This is a genomic window from Micromonospora sp. CPCC 205561, assembly GCF_036906775.1.
Lineage (GTDB): Bacteria > Actinomycetota > Actinomycetes > Mycobacteriales > Micromonosporaceae > Micromonospora.
In genome coordinates, this window is sequence record NZ_JBAKHV010000032.1 from 41,634 (window position 1) to 58,208 (window position 16,575).

13 protein-coding genes are annotated in these 16,575 nt (G+C 74.0%); 7 read left to right on the forward strand and 6 right to left on the reverse strand.

What is annotated here, in order from left to right:
- Positions 1-5 precede the first annotated feature (5 nt).
- Positions 6-560: a GNAT family N-acetyltransferase gene (locus V6V16_RS17860; RefSeq protein WP_334563509.1), complete on the reverse strand. Its 555-nt coding sequence runs from the start codon at positions 558-560 to the stop codon at positions 6-8.
- A 125-nt stretch (positions 561-685) separates the two neighbouring features.
- Between V6V16_RS17860 and V6V16_RS17865 the strand changes: the two genes are divergently transcribed.
- Positions 686-1,231, forward strand: coding sequence for a DoxX family protein (locus V6V16_RS17865; protein ID WP_334563464.1), 546 nt, complete (start codon positions 686-688; stop codon positions 1,229-1,231).
- Between the two features lie 215 nt (positions 1,232-1,446).
- On the forward strand, positions 1,447-2,889 hold the full coding sequence (locus tag V6V16_RS17870; RefSeq protein ID WP_334563465.1) for a glycosyltransferase 87 family protein: 1,443 nt from the start codon (positions 1,447-1,449) through the stop codon (positions 2,887-2,889).
- A 16-nt stretch (positions 2,890-2,905) separates the two neighbouring features.
- On the opposite strand, the gene V6V16_RS17875 is transcribed toward V6V16_RS17870, so the two are convergent.
- From V6V16_RS17875 to moaC, 4 genes are all read right to left on the reverse strand, one after another.
- On the reverse strand, positions 2,906-3,334 hold the full coding sequence (locus V6V16_RS17875; protein WP_334563466.1) for a molybdenum cofactor biosynthesis protein MoaE: 429 nt from the start codon (positions 3,332-3,334) through the stop codon (positions 2,906-2,908).
- Positions 3,331-4,587, reverse strand: a complete 1,257-nt coding sequence (locus V6V16_RS17880) for a molybdopterin molybdotransferase MoeA (protein ID WP_334563467.1) — start codon at positions 4,585-4,587, stop codon at positions 3,331-3,333. The genes V6V16_RS17875 and V6V16_RS17880 overlap by 4 nt, the downstream gene beginning before the upstream one ends.
- Positions 4,588-4,755: 168 nt before the next feature.
- The gene (locus V6V16_RS17885) at positions 4,756-5,226 is read right to left on the reverse strand and encodes a MogA/MoaB family molybdenum cofactor biosynthesis protein (protein WP_334563469.1); all 471 of its coding nucleotides are present in this window, start codon (positions 5,224-5,226) and stop codon (positions 4,756-4,758) included.
- Complete coding sequence (gene moaC / locus V6V16_RS17890) at positions 5,223-5,714, reverse strand: cyclic pyranopterin monophosphate synthase MoaC (RefSeq protein WP_334563472.1); 492 nt, start codon at positions 5,712-5,714, stop codon at positions 5,223-5,225. The genes V6V16_RS17885 and moaC overlap by 4 nt, the downstream gene beginning before the upstream one ends.
- Positions 5,715-6,465: 751 nt before the next feature.
- Between moaC and V6V16_RS17895 the strand changes: the two genes are divergently transcribed.
- From V6V16_RS17895 to V6V16_RS17915, 5 genes are all read left to right on the forward strand, one after another.
- On the forward strand, positions 6,466-8,985 hold the full coding sequence (locus tag V6V16_RS17895) for a putative bifunctional diguanylate cyclase/phosphodiesterase (RefSeq protein WP_334563474.1): 2,520 nt from the start codon (positions 6,466-6,468) through the stop codon (positions 8,983-8,985).
- 64 nt (positions 8,986-9,049) lie between these two features.
- A complete protein-coding gene (locus V6V16_RS17900; RefSeq protein ID WP_334563476.1) occupies positions 9,050-10,369 on the forward strand; it encodes a glycosyltransferase 87 family protein in 1,320 nt (439 codons plus the stop codon).
- Positions 10,370-10,373: 4 nt separating this feature from the next.
- Complete coding sequence (locus tag V6V16_RS17905) at positions 10,374-11,006, forward strand: phosphoribosyltransferase (RefSeq protein ID WP_334563478.1); 633 nt, start codon at positions 10,374-10,376, stop codon at positions 11,004-11,006.
- Between the two features lie 22 nt (positions 11,007-11,028).
- A complete protein-coding gene (locus V6V16_RS17910) occupies positions 11,029-11,442 on the forward strand; it encodes a TFIIB-type zinc ribbon-containing protein (protein ID WP_334563480.1) in 414 nt (137 codons plus the stop codon).
- A gap of 113 nt (positions 11,443-11,555) precedes the next feature.
- Positions 11,556-12,242, forward strand: coding sequence for a maleylpyruvate isomerase N-terminal domain-containing protein (locus tag V6V16_RS17915; protein ID WP_334563482.1), 687 nt, complete (start codon positions 11,556-11,558; stop codon positions 12,240-12,242).
- A gap of 47 nt (positions 12,243-12,289) precedes the next feature.
- Here V6V16_RS17915 and V6V16_RS17920 read toward each other — a convergent pair whose 3' ends face one another.
- Complete coding sequence (locus V6V16_RS17920) at positions 12,290-16,567, reverse strand: replicative DNA helicase (protein ID WP_334563484.1); 4,278 nt, start codon at positions 16,565-16,567, stop codon at positions 12,290-12,292.
- Positions 16,568-16,575: the final 8 nt, after the last annotated feature.

The window sequence follows — 16,575 nt, forward strand, 5'->3', positions numbered from 1 at the left end:
GGGAGTCAGACCTTCGACCAGGGCGGCGGGAAGAGCACCTCGCCGCGCGGCGGCGGCCCCTCGCCGCTGACGGTCGGCGGGAGCGCCAGAGCCTGCCAGGGGTCGCCGAGACCGGACCAGGGGCTGGTCAGCCCCAACCGGTCGGCCCGGCCGAACCCGAACCGGTGGTAGTAGGCCGGGGCGCCGAGCACCACCACCAGCCGCTCGTCCAGCTCGGTGGCGGCGTCGAGGGCGGCCTGCACCACGGCCGCGCCGAGGCCGATCCGCTGTCGGTGCGGGGCGACCGCCACCGGCCCGAGGGCCAGCGCCGGCGCGGTGTGCTCGTCGGACCTGACCCGCACCCGGGTGAGCAGGGCGTAGCCGACGACCTCGCCGCCGTACTCGGCGACCATCGCCAGCTCCGGCAGCCAGGCGTCGCTCTCGCGCAGCTCCTCGACCAGCGCCACCTCGGGCGGCGTGGCCACGTCGGGGCGGGCGAAGGCGGCGGCCAGCACCCGCCGGACCGCACCGGCGTCGGCCGGATTCTCGGGGCGCAGCCGCAGCGTCGTCACGCGGGGCACGTTACCCGTCACCGAGGGTCCATCAGCGACGGTCGCTCGGATCGGCGTGGCGTGACGTCCACGCCGGCCGATCCGGATCGGCGGTTGCGGGGGTAACGGGCTCGGTGACGGGGTATGACTTGTCCATGAAACCCGTACGCTCCCTCGCCCGCGCCATGCTGAGCGGCATCTTCGTGGCCAGCGGGTTCCGCAACTTCCAGCACCCCGAGCGGCTGGCCGCGACCGCGAAGCCCGTGACGGACCGGGTGACCCCGCTGCTGGAGAAGGCCGACCCCCGCATCCCCACGGACACGGAGACGCTGATCCGGATCAACTCGGCAGTGCAGGTCGGCGCCGGGCTGATGCTCGCCACCGGCCGGTTCCCCCGACCGGCGGCGCTGGTGCTCGCCGGCACGCTGATCCCGGTCACCCTGGCCGGGCATCCCTTCTGGAACAAGGACGACCCGGCGGCGCGCCAGAACGACCAGACCCAGTTCCTGAAGAACCTCGGCCTCCTCGGCGGGCTGCTGCTCGCCGCCGCGGACACCGGCGGCAGGCCGAGCCTGCGGTGGCGGACCGGTCACCGGGTGGGCCAGTCCCGACGTTCCGTGCAGCGAGCCGTCCGTACCGCCCGCAGAGAGGCCCGAATCGCCGTACGATCAGCAGCAACGGCTCGGCGACTTCCCGGCTGACCTGCGTCGATACCTCCCCTCCGCCGGCCCGCACCCCGTCAACGCCGCGAATCACCTGAACCACTCGGTAGGCGTTAACGCGGTGGAAACGTCAAAAACTTGTGTGGGATCGGACACGGTCGCATAACGCGGGAGGCATTAACGTGAGGCGCCGTTCTAGGCTCCGTGCAGGACCTGGACGGGTAGGACGACCTTGGTACGGGGGTGGCCACGCCATGCCGGCGACCGTCGGAAGACGGGTGGACCGCCTCGCCCCAGTCCGTCGCGTGACGCGTGGGATCGATCGTAGGACAGTCGTACGGACCGGCATCGTGGCCGCCGTCGCCTATGCCGCATGGCTTGCCATCGGCGCTTTCGGGCGGCCGTACAACTTCTTCGACATGAAGATCTATCACGGCGCGGTGGTGTGGTGGGCGAGCGGTCACGAGCTCTACGAGTTCATCGCACCCGGCACCACCCTGGGCTTCACCTACCCGCCGTTCGGCGGGCTGGTGATGCTCCCCATGGCGCACCTGCCGGTCGAGCTGGCCGGGCTGGTCAACGCGCTGGCCAGCGTCGCCGCGCTGGCCGTCGTGCTGGCCGGGCTGCTCCGCCCGATCGTCGACCGGCTCGGCTGGCCGCTCTGGTTCACCGTGGCCCTCGCGACGCCGCTGGCGGTCGCCGTCGAGCCGGCCCGGGAGACCCTCGGCTACGGCCAGGTGAACCTGCTCCTCTTCGCCCTGATCATGGCCGACCTGATCGGCCTGCGCTGGCGGTCCCGCCGAGGCACCCACGTCGCCCGCACCGACGGCCCGCTGCTGCGCTTCGTCTACAGCGGCGCCTGGGCGGGCGTGGGGATCGGCCTGGCCACCGCGGTGAAGCTCACCCCGGCGCTGTTCATCGCCTACCTGATGATCACGAGGCAGTGGCGCGCCGCGGCCACCGCCGTGGGCACGGTGATCGCGGTGACCGTCGGGTCCTTCGGGATCGTCGGCACCGAGTCGCGCGCCTACTTCGGCGGGGTGCTCTGGCAGACCGAGCGGGTGGGCGCCGCCGACATGACGCCCAACCAGTCGCTGGCCGGGCTGCTGGCCCGGCTCTACGACTCGATCGAGACGCCCGGCCTGCTCTGGCTCTCGTTCTCGGTGCTGATGCTGGCGCTCGGCCTCTCCCGGGCCGTCAACGCGCGCGCCGACGGCGACGAGCTGACCGCGTTCACCCTGGTCGGGCTCACCGCCAACGTGATCAGCCCGATCTCCTGGACGCACCACCTGGTGTGGGTGATCCCGGCGATCATCGTGCTGGCCGACGCCGCGGTACGCCGCCGCGACGCCAGCCGCGGGCTGGTGCAGCGGAGCGGCCAGGGCGCGTACGGCGGGCCGCCGGGGGTGGCCGGGCTGCGCCCCCCGATCTGGTACCCGACGCTGACCGGGCTCCGGCACGGCGCCGCCGCCATCGGCCTGTACCTGCTCTTCCTGATCTCGCCCATCTGGCCGTACGAGCACCAGCTCCCCGAGGTGTCGCACTACCAGGACGGCCTCTTCGGCGCCCTGATGGAGAACTCGCTGGCGCTGGCCCTGATCCTGCTGGTCGCCGCGCTGCCCTGGCGCCCCGGCGCCGAGCCGGCCTTCTACGCCGACCGGCTGGGCCGGCAGGGCGCGCAGGGCGTGCGCCGCTGAGGGGTGGAACGCCCCGTCAGGGGCAGTTCACCCACTCCTCGGTGCCGTCGTCGAAGACCTGCCGCTTCCAGATCGGCAGCCGCGCCTTCACCTCGTCGACCAGCCGGGCACAGGCCGCGAACGCGGCGGCCCGGTGCGCGGTGCTGACGGCCGCCACCAGGGCCGCGTCGCCGATGGCGAGCGGGCCCACCCGGTGCGACACCGCGACCGCGTACACGTCCGGGTCGGCGGCGATCTCGGCCGCGACCTCGCGCAGCACCCGCTCGGCGCTGGGGTGGCCCTCGTACTCCAGGCTGGCCACCGCGCGGCCGTGGTCGTGGTCGCGGACGACGCCCTGGAACGAGACCACCGCGCCGGCCCGGCTGTCCGCCACCGCCGCCTCGTGCGCGGCGAGGTCGAGCGGCCGGTCGGTGACCTCGCCGAACGTCGTGGTCGGCGCGGTCACCACGCACGCTCCCCGGGCAGCAGCGGCAGCGGCACGATCGGCACCCGGTCGCCCGGCTCGCCGGAGGTGCCGGGGCGGATGACGGCGAACCCGTCGGCGCCGGCGAGGCCGCGCAGCATCGCCGAGCCGACGTGCCGGACCGGGTGCGCGGTGCCGGCCACCCGGTCCAGCCGGACCAGCGCCAGATGGGTGTACGCCCCCCGGCCGCGCACCGGCTCGGCGAGCGTGGCGTGCGGCAGCGTCGGCATCGGGCGACCCGCCAGGCCGGCCAGCAGCGGGGCCACCAGCGACACCAGGGCGACGATCGCGGACTGCGGGTTGCCGGGCAGCCCGGCCACGAACCGGACCCGGCCGTCGGCGTCGGCGAGCCGGGCCAGCAACATCGGGAAGCCGGGCCGCACCGCCACCGTGTTGACCACGTAGTCGGCGCCGAGCGCCTCCAGCGTGGGGTGCAGGTGGTCGACCGGCCCGTGCATCGTGCCGCCGGTGGTGCACACCAGGTCGGCGGTGGTCAGCGCCGCGCGCAGGGCGGCCACGTGCGCGGGCAGCGTGTCCGCCACCGGCCCGACCACGTCCGAGGGGCGGACCAGGCAGCCGTACCGGCGCAGCCAGGCCGGGACCGCCGGCCCGAGCGCGTCGCGCACCCGGCCGGCGCCGGGCGGCCCGGCGGTCAGCAGCTCGTCGCCGAAGACCAGCAGCGCCGCGCGGGCCTGCCGCCGCACCCGCAGGGTGTCGTGACCGCAGGAGGCGGCCAGCCCGATCAGCGCCGGGTCGACCGGCGTCCCGGCGGGGACCAGCTCCTCCCCGGCGTACGCCTCCTCGCCCGGTTCGCGCCACTCCGGCGCCGGACGGGGCGTGCCGTCGACCAGCCCCTCCGGCGTACGCCGGGACTCCTCCACCCGCAGCACGGCGCTCGTGCCCTGCGGCACCATCGCGCCGGTGGCGATCTCGACGGTCGTACCGTCGTCGGTCAGCGGCGCCGGGGTGCTGCCCGCGAGCGCCCGCCCGACCGGCCGCCACGGCCCGGCGCCGCGCACGGCCCAGCCGTCGACGCTGGAGGTGGGGAAGGCCGGCAGGTCCGTACGCGTGGTCAGTGGCTCGGCGAGGGTGTGTCCGTCGATCTCGGCGAGCGGTCGGCTGACGGCCGGGAGCGCAGCGGCCAGACCGACGGCGTACACCCGGGAGCGGGCCTCCTCCCAGCCGGCCGGCGGGGGCGCGGCGACCGGCTCGGCCGGTGCGGTTTCCGTGCTCACCCCGCCGAGCCTAGTGCCTGCCGCAGACCCGTCGCTTTGCCAGAAGTGCCTTGTCCCGTGCTCCGGGTCACCCTCGCGGGCGACGGCGTCCCGTGCTCCGGTTCGCCGGGCGCCGGACCGTCGTGCCGAGGGCCGGACCGTTCTACCGGGTCGACGCCGCCGGGACCGTCAGTGGTCGCCGCCGCGGAGCTGGTCGACGGCGTGGGCGAGGATCGGCCCGAGCACGGCGAGGCCGTCGCGGGCCCCGCCGGTCGATCCGGGCAGGTTGACCACCAGCATCCGGCCGACCACGCCCGCGAGCCCCCGCGAGAGCGCGGCGGCGGGGACCCTGTCCCGGCTGTGCGCCCGGATCGCCTCGGCGATGCCCGGAACCTCGTGGTCGAGCAGCGCGCGGGTCACCTCGGGGGTGCGGTCGGAGGGGTTGATCCCCGTCCCGCCGCTGGTCAGCACGACGTCGACCCCGTCGGCCAGGGCGGACCGCAGCGCCTCGCCCACCGGCTCCCCGTCGGGCACCACCACCGGCCCGTCCACCTCACAGCCGAGGTCGCGCAGGCCGGCCACGAGCAGCGGCCCGCTGGTGTCCGCGTACACCCCCGCCGCCGCCCGGTTGGACGCCACGACCACCCGCGCCCGGATCACGGCCGTTCCTGTGGGCGGACCCACAGGCCGGTCTTGCCGCCCTCCTTGCGCAGCACGCGGACCGCGTCCACGCTGGCCGCCGGGTCGACCGCCTTGACCATGTCCACCAGCGCCAGCCCCGCGACGGCCACGGCGGTCAGCGCCTCCATCTCCACGCCGGTGCGGTCCGCGGTCCGCGCGGTGGCGGTGATCTCGACGGCGTCGTCGGTGACGGTCAGGTCGACCGTGACGCCGTGCAGCGCGATGGGGTGGCAGAGCGGGATCAGGTCGGGGGTGCGCTTCGCGCCCATGATGCCGGCGAGCCGGCCGACGGCCAGCGCGTCGCCCTTGGGCAGCCCGTCGCGGCGCAGCAGCTCGACCACCTCCGGCGTGGTGCGGAGCCGGCCCGCGGCGACGGCCAGGCGGCCGGTCACCGCCTTGGCGGAGACATCGACCATGCGGGCCGCGCCCGCCGCGTCGACGTGGGTGAGCTGCACGGGATCCGTCACGCTCGCGAGCCTATCTTTCCGGCCCAGGAAAGGAACCCCGGCGCGGTGCCCCGCGGCCCTCGCGCCGACCGCCCTCCCGCGCCCGCGCGGAGCCGACATCGGTCGCGCCAACACGGCGCGACCGCGAATTGCCCGTAGGAACGAACGGTTCCGAGTCGCCGCCCGACGACCCGATTCACCGCCCGCCACCACGGACCCGGTCGGTCGCCGGCGCCGTCATCGCGTCGGCGGCCGACGGCCGGCGGGGAACGTATCCGGGAGTCCATTGACCGCACCGCCACGGACGGCGATCATCGCCATCGTCGGAATTTCCCGCGTCGCCGGAGACCGGGCCGGGCAAGCTGCGGACGGCAAGTTGCCCGGCCCGGCCGCCGCGTCCTGGTGGCGAAGGCCTTTCGGCCGCTGCAAAGTGCAGCCCTGTCCGATACCGACGGAGCCGCCACCGGTTCATTATCTAGCGTTAACCGGGAGTCGATAGGGAAACAGCACTCCGTTCCCGGTCAAGAACGGAAAGTCACGCCGCGGAGCGCAGTTCTCATCCATTGCCCATAGTCACATATATCCCTCCATAATTGGCCGAACCGCACTTAGGCTGTCGGCGTCGCGGAACACCAGCCGCGCACCGGTCGAGCCGAATGTGGGAGGGCAGCGCGATGTCGGCACACGAGTGGCAGTAATGATTGTGGTCGGCGAGTGACCGTAGGTAGCCTTGGCATCCGTCCATCGAGGGCGGGCGGCAGTCGGGGGTGCGGTGACACGACCGGGGGCGAGCAAGACAGAGGCCGAGCAGCGCCTGGCGCTGCATGTCGGCCTCGTCTGCGTCGTGGCGGTCGCCGCGGCGGTCGCGTCCGTACGCGGGCTGCTGCGCCTGGACCTCTCCGGCCAGGATCTCGCGGCCTCCCTCGCCCTGATCCTCATGGCCGCCCTCGGCGTGACGATCAAGTGGCGGATCCGGATCCGGGCGACCGTGCACGCCATCTCCTGGAGCGAGACGGCGGTCATCCTCAGCCTGGCGGTCGCGCCGACGTCCCTGGTCATCCTGACCACCGGGATCGGCGTGACGATCGCCCTGCTGCTGATCAAGCTGCCGCGACTCAAGGCCGCCTTCGGAATCGCGAAGAGCATGCTGCTGGCGGCCGGCGCCGGGGCGACCCTGCACGCCCTCGGCTGGTCGCCGACGCTCACCGGCCTGGGGCGCACCATCGGCCTGATCGGGGTCGCCTACCTCGTCACCGTGGTCCTCGACGAGATCCTGACGCTCCCCGTCATCGCGCTCGCCACCGGCACCCGGCTCGGGGAGCTCTTCCGCGAGGATCTCGGGTTGCGGCTGACCAGCGCGGTGGCGCGCTTCGTCCTCATCGTCACCACCCTGTTCATCCTGCGCGCCGACCCCCGGCTCCTGCTGGCGGTGCCGCCCCTGGTGCTCAGCCTCCACCTGCTCTACTCCAACCGGGTCAAGGCCCGCACCGAGCAGCAGGCGTGGCAGCGGCTGGCCCGCACCACCGACGCGCTCAACGTGGTCGACCTCGACGAGGTCCTCACCACGGCGGTCACCCGGGCCGCCGAACTCTTCTCCGCCGACGAGGTGGAGATCGAGCTGCGCGACGGCGGCCGGACCGTTCGCGGCGGCGTGGCCGCCATCGTGTACGACGGACCGGCCGGCGAGCCCACCCCGGTGGACGGCACAGTCATCGCCGCGCCGCTGGAGGGACACGACCGCACCGTCGACGTGGGCATCCTGCGACTGCGCTTCCGCGGGCCGGTGCAGCTCTCCGAACGGGAGCAGTACACCCTGCGCACCTTCGCCTCGGCGCTGTGCACGGCCGTACGCAACGCCCGGGCGTACGCCGAACTCGCCCGCGTCGCCGACGAGCACGCGTACGCCGCCACGCACGACGCGCTGACCGGGCTGGCCAACCGCCGGCACCTGCTCGACCAGGGCACCGAGCACCTCGGCACCCGGCACGCCGACGGGGTGACCGCGCTGGTGCTGATCGACCTCAACCACTTCAAGGAGGTCAACGACACGCTCGGGCACGCCGCCGGGGACCAGGTGCTCGTGCAGGTCGCCGAGCGGCTGAGCGGAGCCGCCCAGGACGGCGACCTGGTGGCCCGGCTGGGCGGCGACGAGTTCGCCGTACTCCTGCGGGGCCTGCCGGCCCCGGCGGTGGCCGCGCACCGCGCGGAGACCCTGCTCGCCGCGCTGCACGAGCCGTTCGACCTGGACGGCATGCGGATCAGCGTCGAGGCCAGCGGCGGGATCGCCGCGGCACCCGCCACCGGCGGCATGCCGGAGCTGCTGCGCCGCGCGGACGTGGCGATGTACCAGGCCAAGCGGGCCGGGCAGCGGATCTCGACGTACGCCCCGACCCGGGACACCGCCGACCTCTGCCGGCTCACCCTCGGCGGCGAACTGCCGCGCGCCGTCGCGGACCACGAGTTCACCGTCAACTTCCAGCCCATCGTCGACCTGGGCACCGGCCGCGTCACCGGCGCGGAGGCGCTGGCCCGCTGGCACCACCCGACCCACGGGATGATCGACCCGATGCGCTTCCTGGAGGCGGTCGAACGCTCCGGACTGCTCCCCGCCTTCGCCGAGGCGATCCTCGACCAGGCGCTGATCGCGGCCGGCAGCTGGCGCGACGCCGGTTTCGACGTGCCCGTCGCGGTCAACGTGTCGCCGCGCAGCCTGCTCGACGCCCGCTTCCCCGGCTCGGTGCTGGCCCGGCTGCGGGCCCACGACCTGCCCCCCGACCGGCTGATCCTGGAGCTGACCGAGACGCTCACCCTCAGCCAGCTCGACGTCGTCGACCGGGTGCTCAGCCGGCTGCGGGACGAGGGCGTCCGGCTGGCGCTCGACGACTTCGGCACCGGCTACTCGTCGCTGTCGCTGCTCTCCCGCATCCCCGTGCACGAGCTGAAGATCGACCGCAGCTTCGTGACCGCCATGGAGAGTTCCGCCGAGGCCGCCGCCGTCATCCGCTCCACCCTCGACCTGGGCCGCAGCCTCGGGCTCGACGTGGTGGCCGAGGGCGTGGAGAGCGAGCCGCAGCGCCGCGCCCTCTGGGAGCTCGGCTGCACCGCCGGCCAGGGGCACCTCTTCGCCCGGCCGATGCCCGCCGGCACGCTCCTCGCCGCGTTCCGGCGCGGATCGGGGGGCAGCCCCGGCACGCTCGCGCCACCGCTGCACGACGCGGGGGCCGTGATCCGGCTCGCCCCGGGGCGCCGCCAGGGCGGGCGCGGCCGCACCGACCGCCACCTGCCCGCCTGACCACCGACGCCGCACCCGTCCGCCAGCCGCCACGACGTCGGGCGCGTCTGCCAGACTGGCCCGCGTGACCGCCGCCCCGACCGCCCTCCGCCGCGGCTGGCGGGCCGCCGACTCCGCCGCCGGCGGCCTCGCCCTCGACCTCGGCCTCTACGCCGCGTCGGCGGCATTCGCCGCCGTCACCGCCGCCACCTCCACGCTGCTCCCGCACCGGGCCTGGGGTGGCGTCGCCGCCGTCGGTTACCTCCTCGCCGCCCTCGCGGCGACCGGGCAGCTGCTGTCGCGCCGGCGCGACCCCGGCTCGCCGCTGGCCGGGCCACCGGCCCGCTGGGCGGTCACCGCGTTCGCCTGGCTCACCACCGCCCTGCTGCCGCTGGCCTGGCAGAGCATCGAGCGCGCCCGGGGGCGCACCGACCGGGCGCAGGAGGAGGTGCTGGTCGTCGAGGAGTCCGGCCGGCGGCTGGCCGACACCGGCACCCCGTACCTCGGGCACGACGCGATCGCCGCCCTGCCGCCCGGCGAGCAACTGCTCGGCTACACCCCCTACCAGCCGGGGATGGCACTCTTCGGGCTGCCGCGGGCGGCCGTCGACGCCTGGTGGACCGACGCCCGCGTCTGGTTCGCCGTGGGCACCGCACTCGCGCTCGCCCTGGCGGTCCGGGCCCTCATCCGAGCCGCCCACCCGCCCGCCGACCAGCGCGCCGGCGTCGCCGTGCTGCGCGGCGTACAGGCCGCCACCGTCCTGCCGGTCTGCGCTCTCACCCTCGCCACCGGCGGCGACGACCTGCCCGTACTCGCGCTCTGCCTGCTCGCGCTGGCCCTCGCCGCCACCGGCCGGCCGGGCCGGGCCGGCCTCGCGGTCGGCCTCGCCGGAGCGCTGAAGCTCTTCGCCTGGCCCGTCGCCCTCGTCCTGATCATCTGGGGCCTGACCCGGCGGGCCGGCCTGCGGGTCGCCGCCGGCGCGATCGGCCTGCCCGCCGCCGCCCTGCTGCCGGCCCTGCTGGTCGACCGCGACGCGCTGGTCGAGAACGTGCTCCGCTTCCCGCTCGGCCACGGCCTGGTGACCAGCCCGGCGCAGTCGCCGTTCCCCGGCCACCTGATCGCCACCGCGCTGCCCGCCGGCCGTGCCGTCGCCGCCGCCCTGCTGCTCGCGGCCGGACTGGCGATCGCCGTCCGGCTCGCCCGCCGCCCGCCCCGCACCGCCGTCGCCACCGCCCTCGTCTGCGGGTACGGCCTGCTCGCCGCGATCCTGCTGATGCCCTCGACCCGCTTCGGCTACCTGCTCTACCCGCTCGCGCTCCTGCTCTGGGCGCCCGCCCTGCGGCCCGGGGCACCCGCCGGTTCCGCGAACTGGCGGGCGAAGGACGGCGACACGGCGTACACCTGATGGCATGACCACCTACCGCGACCGCGACGAGGCGGGCCGCACGCTCGCCGAACGGCTCACCGCGCTGATCGGCGAACCGGACGTCATCGTGCTCGGGCTGGTACGCGGCGGCGTGCCGGTGGCCCGGGTGGTCGCCGAACGCCTCGGCGCGCCCCTGGACGTGCTGGTGGTACGGAAGCTCGGCATCCCGTGGGCTCCCGAGGTCGCCTTCGGCGCGCTCGGCCCCGGCGGCGTACGGGTGCTCAACGACGCCGTCGCCAGCCGGCTCGGCCCCGACGAGGTCGCCGAGGTCGTCCACCGCGAGCAGGCCGAACTGGAGCGTCGGGAACGCCTCTACCGCGCCGGCCGGCCGCCGCTCGACCTGACCGGACGCATCGCGGTCGTCGTCGACGACGGCCTGGCCACCGGGGCCACCGCCCGCGCCGCCGTGCAGGTCGCCCGCCACCTCGGCGCCCGCCGCGTCGTCGTCGCCGTCCCGGTCGGCGCGCAGGAGGCGTACGAGCTGCTGGCCGCCGAGGCCGACCAGGTCGTCTGCGCCCAGCGGCCACCGGACTTCATGGCCGTGAGCGCCTACTTCGAGGACTTCCACGAGGTCGGCGACTCCGAAGTCACGGAAGCGCTGACAGCGACCGCGTGACCAGACCGGGTACGGTCGGAGAATGAGCATGACCTGTCCCAAGTGTCACGGAGAGATGCGCCAGTACGAGCGCAGCGGCGTCGTCATCGACCAGTGCGGCGAATGCCGGGGGATCTTCCTCGATCGCGGCGAGCTGGAGAAGCTGTTCGAGGCGGAGGCCAACTGGAGCCGCCAGCAGGGCGGCACGCCCCCACCGCCGCCCGTCCAGCAGCCGGGCGGCTACCCCGGCCAGCCCGGCCACCCGCAGGGCGGCTACCCGCCGCCGCCTCCGCCGCCCGCCCCCCACCAGCCGGGCTACGGCGCCGTCCCGCCGCCGCCCCCGGCGCACGGCTACCCGCCGGCGCCCGCCTACGGGCACAGCCAGCAGCACCACGGCTACCACGGGCACTACAAGCGCAAGAAGCACAAGGGCTTCCTGGACGAGATGTTCGGCTGAGCCGCCCCGTCGACCGGGTCGGTGCCTCGACCGGCCCGGTCACCCGTGGCCGCGCCGCGTTCTCACCGCCATCCGCCGTGCCGACGGGCGGCGGTCGTGCGACGCTGCCCTCCATGACGCACCACGGGCAGCACCTCGCGCTGGCGCAGGCGTACGACGGGATCACCGGGGTCGTGAGCGGCCTCGACGACACCGGCCTGCAACGGCCCACCCGGTGTCGGGGCTGGCTCGTCGCCGACCTGCTCTTCCACGTGCTCTGCGACGCCCAGCGCGCGCTGGTCGCGCTGGCCAGCCCCGCCCAGGGTCCGCCCGACGTGGACGACGTCAGCTACTGGCGCGCGTTCCCGGCCGACGGCGACGGTGACGGGGACGGCGGGCGGCACGCCTGGTGGGCCCGCCGCTCCGCCGCGGCCTTCGACCGCCCGAGCGCCATCGTCGGGCTCTGGGCCGACACGGCCCCCGCCGCCGTACGCGCCGCGGCTGCGGCCGACCCCGACGGCTGCGTCACCACCCAGGGGCACGTGCTGCGGGTGCCGGACCTGCTCGCCACGCTGACCACCGAGGCCGTCGTCCACCACCTCGACCTGCTGCTCGACCTGCCCGACGCGCCGCTGCCGGGGGCGCTCGCCACACGGGTGGCCCTCTCCACCATGGACGGCCTGCTCAGCGACGACGCCGTCCGACCGGGCGGGTGGAGCGACGCCGAGTATCTGCTCAAGGCCACCGGCCGGCTCCCGCTCACCGACCGCGACGAACTCGAACTCGGCGAGGTCGCCGGCTGGTTCCCGCTGCTGGGCTGATCCGCGCGCCGGCCGCGGGGCGCTGGCGGCCGCCGTGACCGGCTGCGCTACACGATGGCCATGTCGACGAAGCGGGACAGGTGGAGCTGCGCCGCCACCGTCACCGTGTCGGTCGGGCCGTTCCTGTGCTTGGCGACGATGAAGTCCGCCTCGCCGGCGCGCGGGGACTCCTTGTCGTAGTAGTCGTCGCGGTGCAGCAGGATGACGACGTCGGCATCCTGCTCGATCGAGTTGTGGGTGGCGATGCCGTTGGCGATGAAGTTGTGGGTACCGAGGACGGTGGCGTCGAAGACGTCGTGCCTGCCGAGTGACTCGATAGACACGATCTCATCCCAGAAGATGTCGTTCGTGGCGTGCAGGTCGAGATCGGCGGCGTCGAGGACCGATGCGATCTCCGCAACCCTGGATCGGCTCGGTGCATGCGTTCCCAGGGTGCCGCCACGGGACTGGGAGTCGATTGCCGCGGCGAACTCGCGGTGGGTCACGCCGTTCTCCGCCAGGATCTCCCGGACCCGGCTCCACACCTCGCGCGGCACCGTGTCGACGTTGGTGTTGCTCTGCGTCACCGCGAGCGATGTGAGCAGGTCGGCACAGTTGCGCGCCCTGTCTCCGTGCACGCCGATCTCCCGGAGGAACCGCAACTGGTCGTCCCGCCCGGAAACGTCAAGAGTGTACTGAGGTCGGTGACGTTCGACCGGCCCCACCTTGATCCGGGCGGTGATGCCGTATCTCAGCAGCAGCCGGGATATGTCCTCCAGCATCCGGCGGCTTGTCGACGAGAAGTAGATGCGGCCACCGTGGCCGGACTTGTTCACGGTCACCGAGCCGTCCGTGGCCCAAAGGTGCCGGAGGAAGAGGGTGATCTGCTCCTTCGGCATGCCGAAGACCGATGCCGGAACGAACTTCTCATGCGACCGCAGGCCGAACAGCCCCAGACCGTCCAACCACTCGGCGATCGGATTGCGCCGGCCGCGAGCGAGACGGTAGGGAGCGGGAAGCCGCAGGGTAGTTACCCTGGCCGCCTCGTGGTCGTCACGGATGGCAGTGATGCCGAAATGCTTGGCGGCCTCCGCCACGGCCTGCAGATTGCCTTCGTCGCGGCTCGCGTACCGAATGGGCTGCCGGCGCACGAACGAGCCGTCGCCCAACAGGTGCGCCAGCAGCACGACCTCCGGCTCCGCCCACGGTCGGATCGTGAGTGGAGGCGGAACGTGCCGGGGGGCGGCGAGACGCGTTCCCGGCGTGAGCTCCCCGAGCGGCAGCCATCCGGCGAAGGTGAGGAACGGATGGTTCGTCGTCGCGTCGATCTGCTTACCCGAGGCCAGCTTCATGCGGAACACCTCCCGGTTGCCGCTCGGGAAGACGTGCGTCATCGTTCGCGGGGTGTAGCGCAGGGTCTCGTCCAGCGCCCAAACCGGGACGTCCCTGGCTCCACCGGCAAGCAACTCGCCGAGGGTGACTTCGGAGTTGTTGTCGGCCCGGATCAACCGGGTCTCCGCCGTCAGGCAGCCCGACTCACGCAGGTCGGACAGCTGCGGTCGCTTGTCGGTGCGCTGCTCCGGCCCGCGGTTCAGCTGACTCACCGCGATCACCGGGCACTCGACCTCCTTGGCGAGCAGCTTCAGGCCACGGGAGAGGTCCGCGACCTCCTGCTGCCGGCTCTCGGTGCGCTTCGGTGAGGTCATCAGCTGGAGGTAGTCGACCACGATCAACTTGAGGTCGTGCCGCTGCTTGAGCCGGCGCGCCTTGGCCCGGATCTCCATCAGGTTCATGCTCGGCGTGTCGTCGACGAAGAGTGGCGCCTCGCTGATCTCTCCCATGCAGCGGGCGAGCTTGGTCCAGTCGTCGTCCGAGAGCTGGCCGCTGCGCAGGACGTGCAGCGGTACGCGCGCCTCGGCCGAGAGGAGCCGCATGACGATCTCCACCTTGCTCATTTCCAGCGAGAAGATGGCCGCCGCCTGGTTTGCCCTGATCGCGGCGTTGCGCGCGAAGTCCATGCTCGCGGTGCTGTTGTGTGTCGGGATCATCGCCCGACCCGCGAGGTAGAGGTGCTCGGAATTGTCCACCGTGACGCATCGGACGGGCACGCTCGGAACCGGTCGGACGTCGACGATGAAGCGGCTGTCCGTCCCGGAGTTGCGCTCGCTGCGGCGCCGCAGCCGGTGTGCCTCCCGCTTGCGCGGCAGGCGGAAGACATCGTCCCTGGTCGTGAAGTTCAGGTCGAAGGCGACCGGGCCCTCCGCGGCGCGCCCCTCGACGGCCCTCCGCGCGACCGAGCAGCGGTACCCGAGACTGACGACCAGTTCGTACACGTCCTCCGCGAGGCGGGGGGACGTCGTGGTGAACCGCACGTTCCCGCTGACGGTGACGGTGCCTTCGGTATCGAGCAGCCCCGCCAGCAGGGCACGCCGCTGCGTCTCGGAGGCCCGCAGGTACGCGGCGGGGATGTGCTTGTCGCCCAACACCCCCACCGCGCGCAGGTAGCCGCGCAGGGAGCCGTACCGGCTGTGGCAGTCACGGCACCTGCGGCCCACGTGCCGAGCACCGGCGCCCGCCCTCCCGCAGCGGACGCAACCGCCGCGCCGGGCCGCGGGGACGGGCCCTTCCGACCGGCCTCCGCACGACTGGCCGCAGGTGTCGGCCGCCGGGCCGCGAGGCGTGGGGACCGCGTGGCCGACGACGCATTCACGCTCCGGGACCGCGGGCGGCCGCGGCGGGCGAATGGTGTGGTCCATCGGCCCCGAGGGTCGGACCTCGAAGCCGTCGGACTCGATCCCGGCCAGGATCTCCGGGTCGGCGGTGCTGACCCTTCCTCCCGCCGGGTGGCCGGCGCCGAGCCAGACGCCGAACGTGTACGGCGCGAGTGGGAGATCCCGTTCCGGGAGGCGGAGGGCGGCGGCGTTCTCGACCGCATGATTGAGCCGCCGGTCGGCCGTGTCGGTGCGCAGGGTCGCTCGTATCCGCTCCGTCGTCACCACGTCCGGCGACTCCGCCGCCGTCAGGCTGTCCGACCACCGCTCGACCCGGGCCGACAAGCGGCGGTAGAGACGGCGGGCCGGATAGGCCCTGGCCGGGCGCACACCCGGGCGCCCTCGCAGGAGGACGGGCGACCCGTCGGCGATGTCGCGCGCCACCCGGTGGGCGGTGTCCGTGGACTCCGGACCGGGCACGGCGGCCAGCTCCGCGATCGTGACGTCGTCGCCGGGCGCCGCGCCGGCGGCCGCCCGGTGCGGCCGGTCGCTGGCCTCGGGGGACCAGTGGTCGCGGCGGCGGGCGGGGGCAGCACGGCGGCTTGCCCGCGTGGTGGTCTTCCACAGGTGTTCGCCGTCGGCGACGATCACCGAACCGTCGGAGAACTCGACCTCGTAGCACGGCCGGTCGTGCCGCACCTCGAACGCGGCGGTGACCCTCGTGGGCAGACCGTCGGCGCCCAACAACTCGTCGCCGACCCTGACCTCCCCCATCGTGGTCCAGCCGGCCGGCGTGGGAAGCGGGGTGTCCAGCGCGAGCGCCTTCCCCAGGCCGGGACGTCCGGCGACGATCACGAGCTGCCCGGCGTGCAGGCCGTTGAGCAGGCGGTCCAGGTCCGTGAAGCCGGTGGGGACGCCGGTCATCATGCCGCCCTGGGCACCCACCGCCTCGATCTCGTCGAGCGTGGGCTGGAGCATGTCGGCGAGTACGGCGAAGTCCTCGCTTACGCGGCGTTCCGTGACGTCGTAGACGGCCTGCTGGGCGAGGTCGACGACGTCGTCGACGTCGCGGCTGCCGCCCTGGCCCGTGCCGTAGCCGAGTTGCACGATCTTGGTGCCGGCCTCGACCAGGCGCCGCAGGACGGCCCGCTCGCTCACGATGCGGGCGTAGTACGCCGCGTTCGCGGCGGTCGGCACGCTGGCGATCAATGTATGCAGGTAGGGGGCGCCGCCGATCCGGGCGAGGTCGCCGGAGTCGGTCAGGGCCGCCGCCACGGTGATGGGGTCGGCCGGCTCGCCCCGGCCGTAGATCTCCAGGATGATGTCGAAGATGGTGGCGTGCACCGGCCGGTAGAAGTCGTTGGTCTTGAGGATCTCGACGACGTCGGCGATGGCGTCCTTGGAGAGCAGCATGCCGCCGAGGACGCACTGCTCGGCGGCGACGTCCTGCGGAGGGGTCTTGTCGAACTGGCTGTCGCGCTGCGGCGGAGGGGATGCCTGGCCCCCGCCCGGTCTCGATTCCGCTCGCCTGTCGTCGGTGACCGACACGGGTCCCCCCTCCACTGCGTCGGATCCAGATCCAGCCCTACCGCCGGGGGTACGACCACCGCGACCTGCCGGTCGATCGGGGGCCATCGCACGGT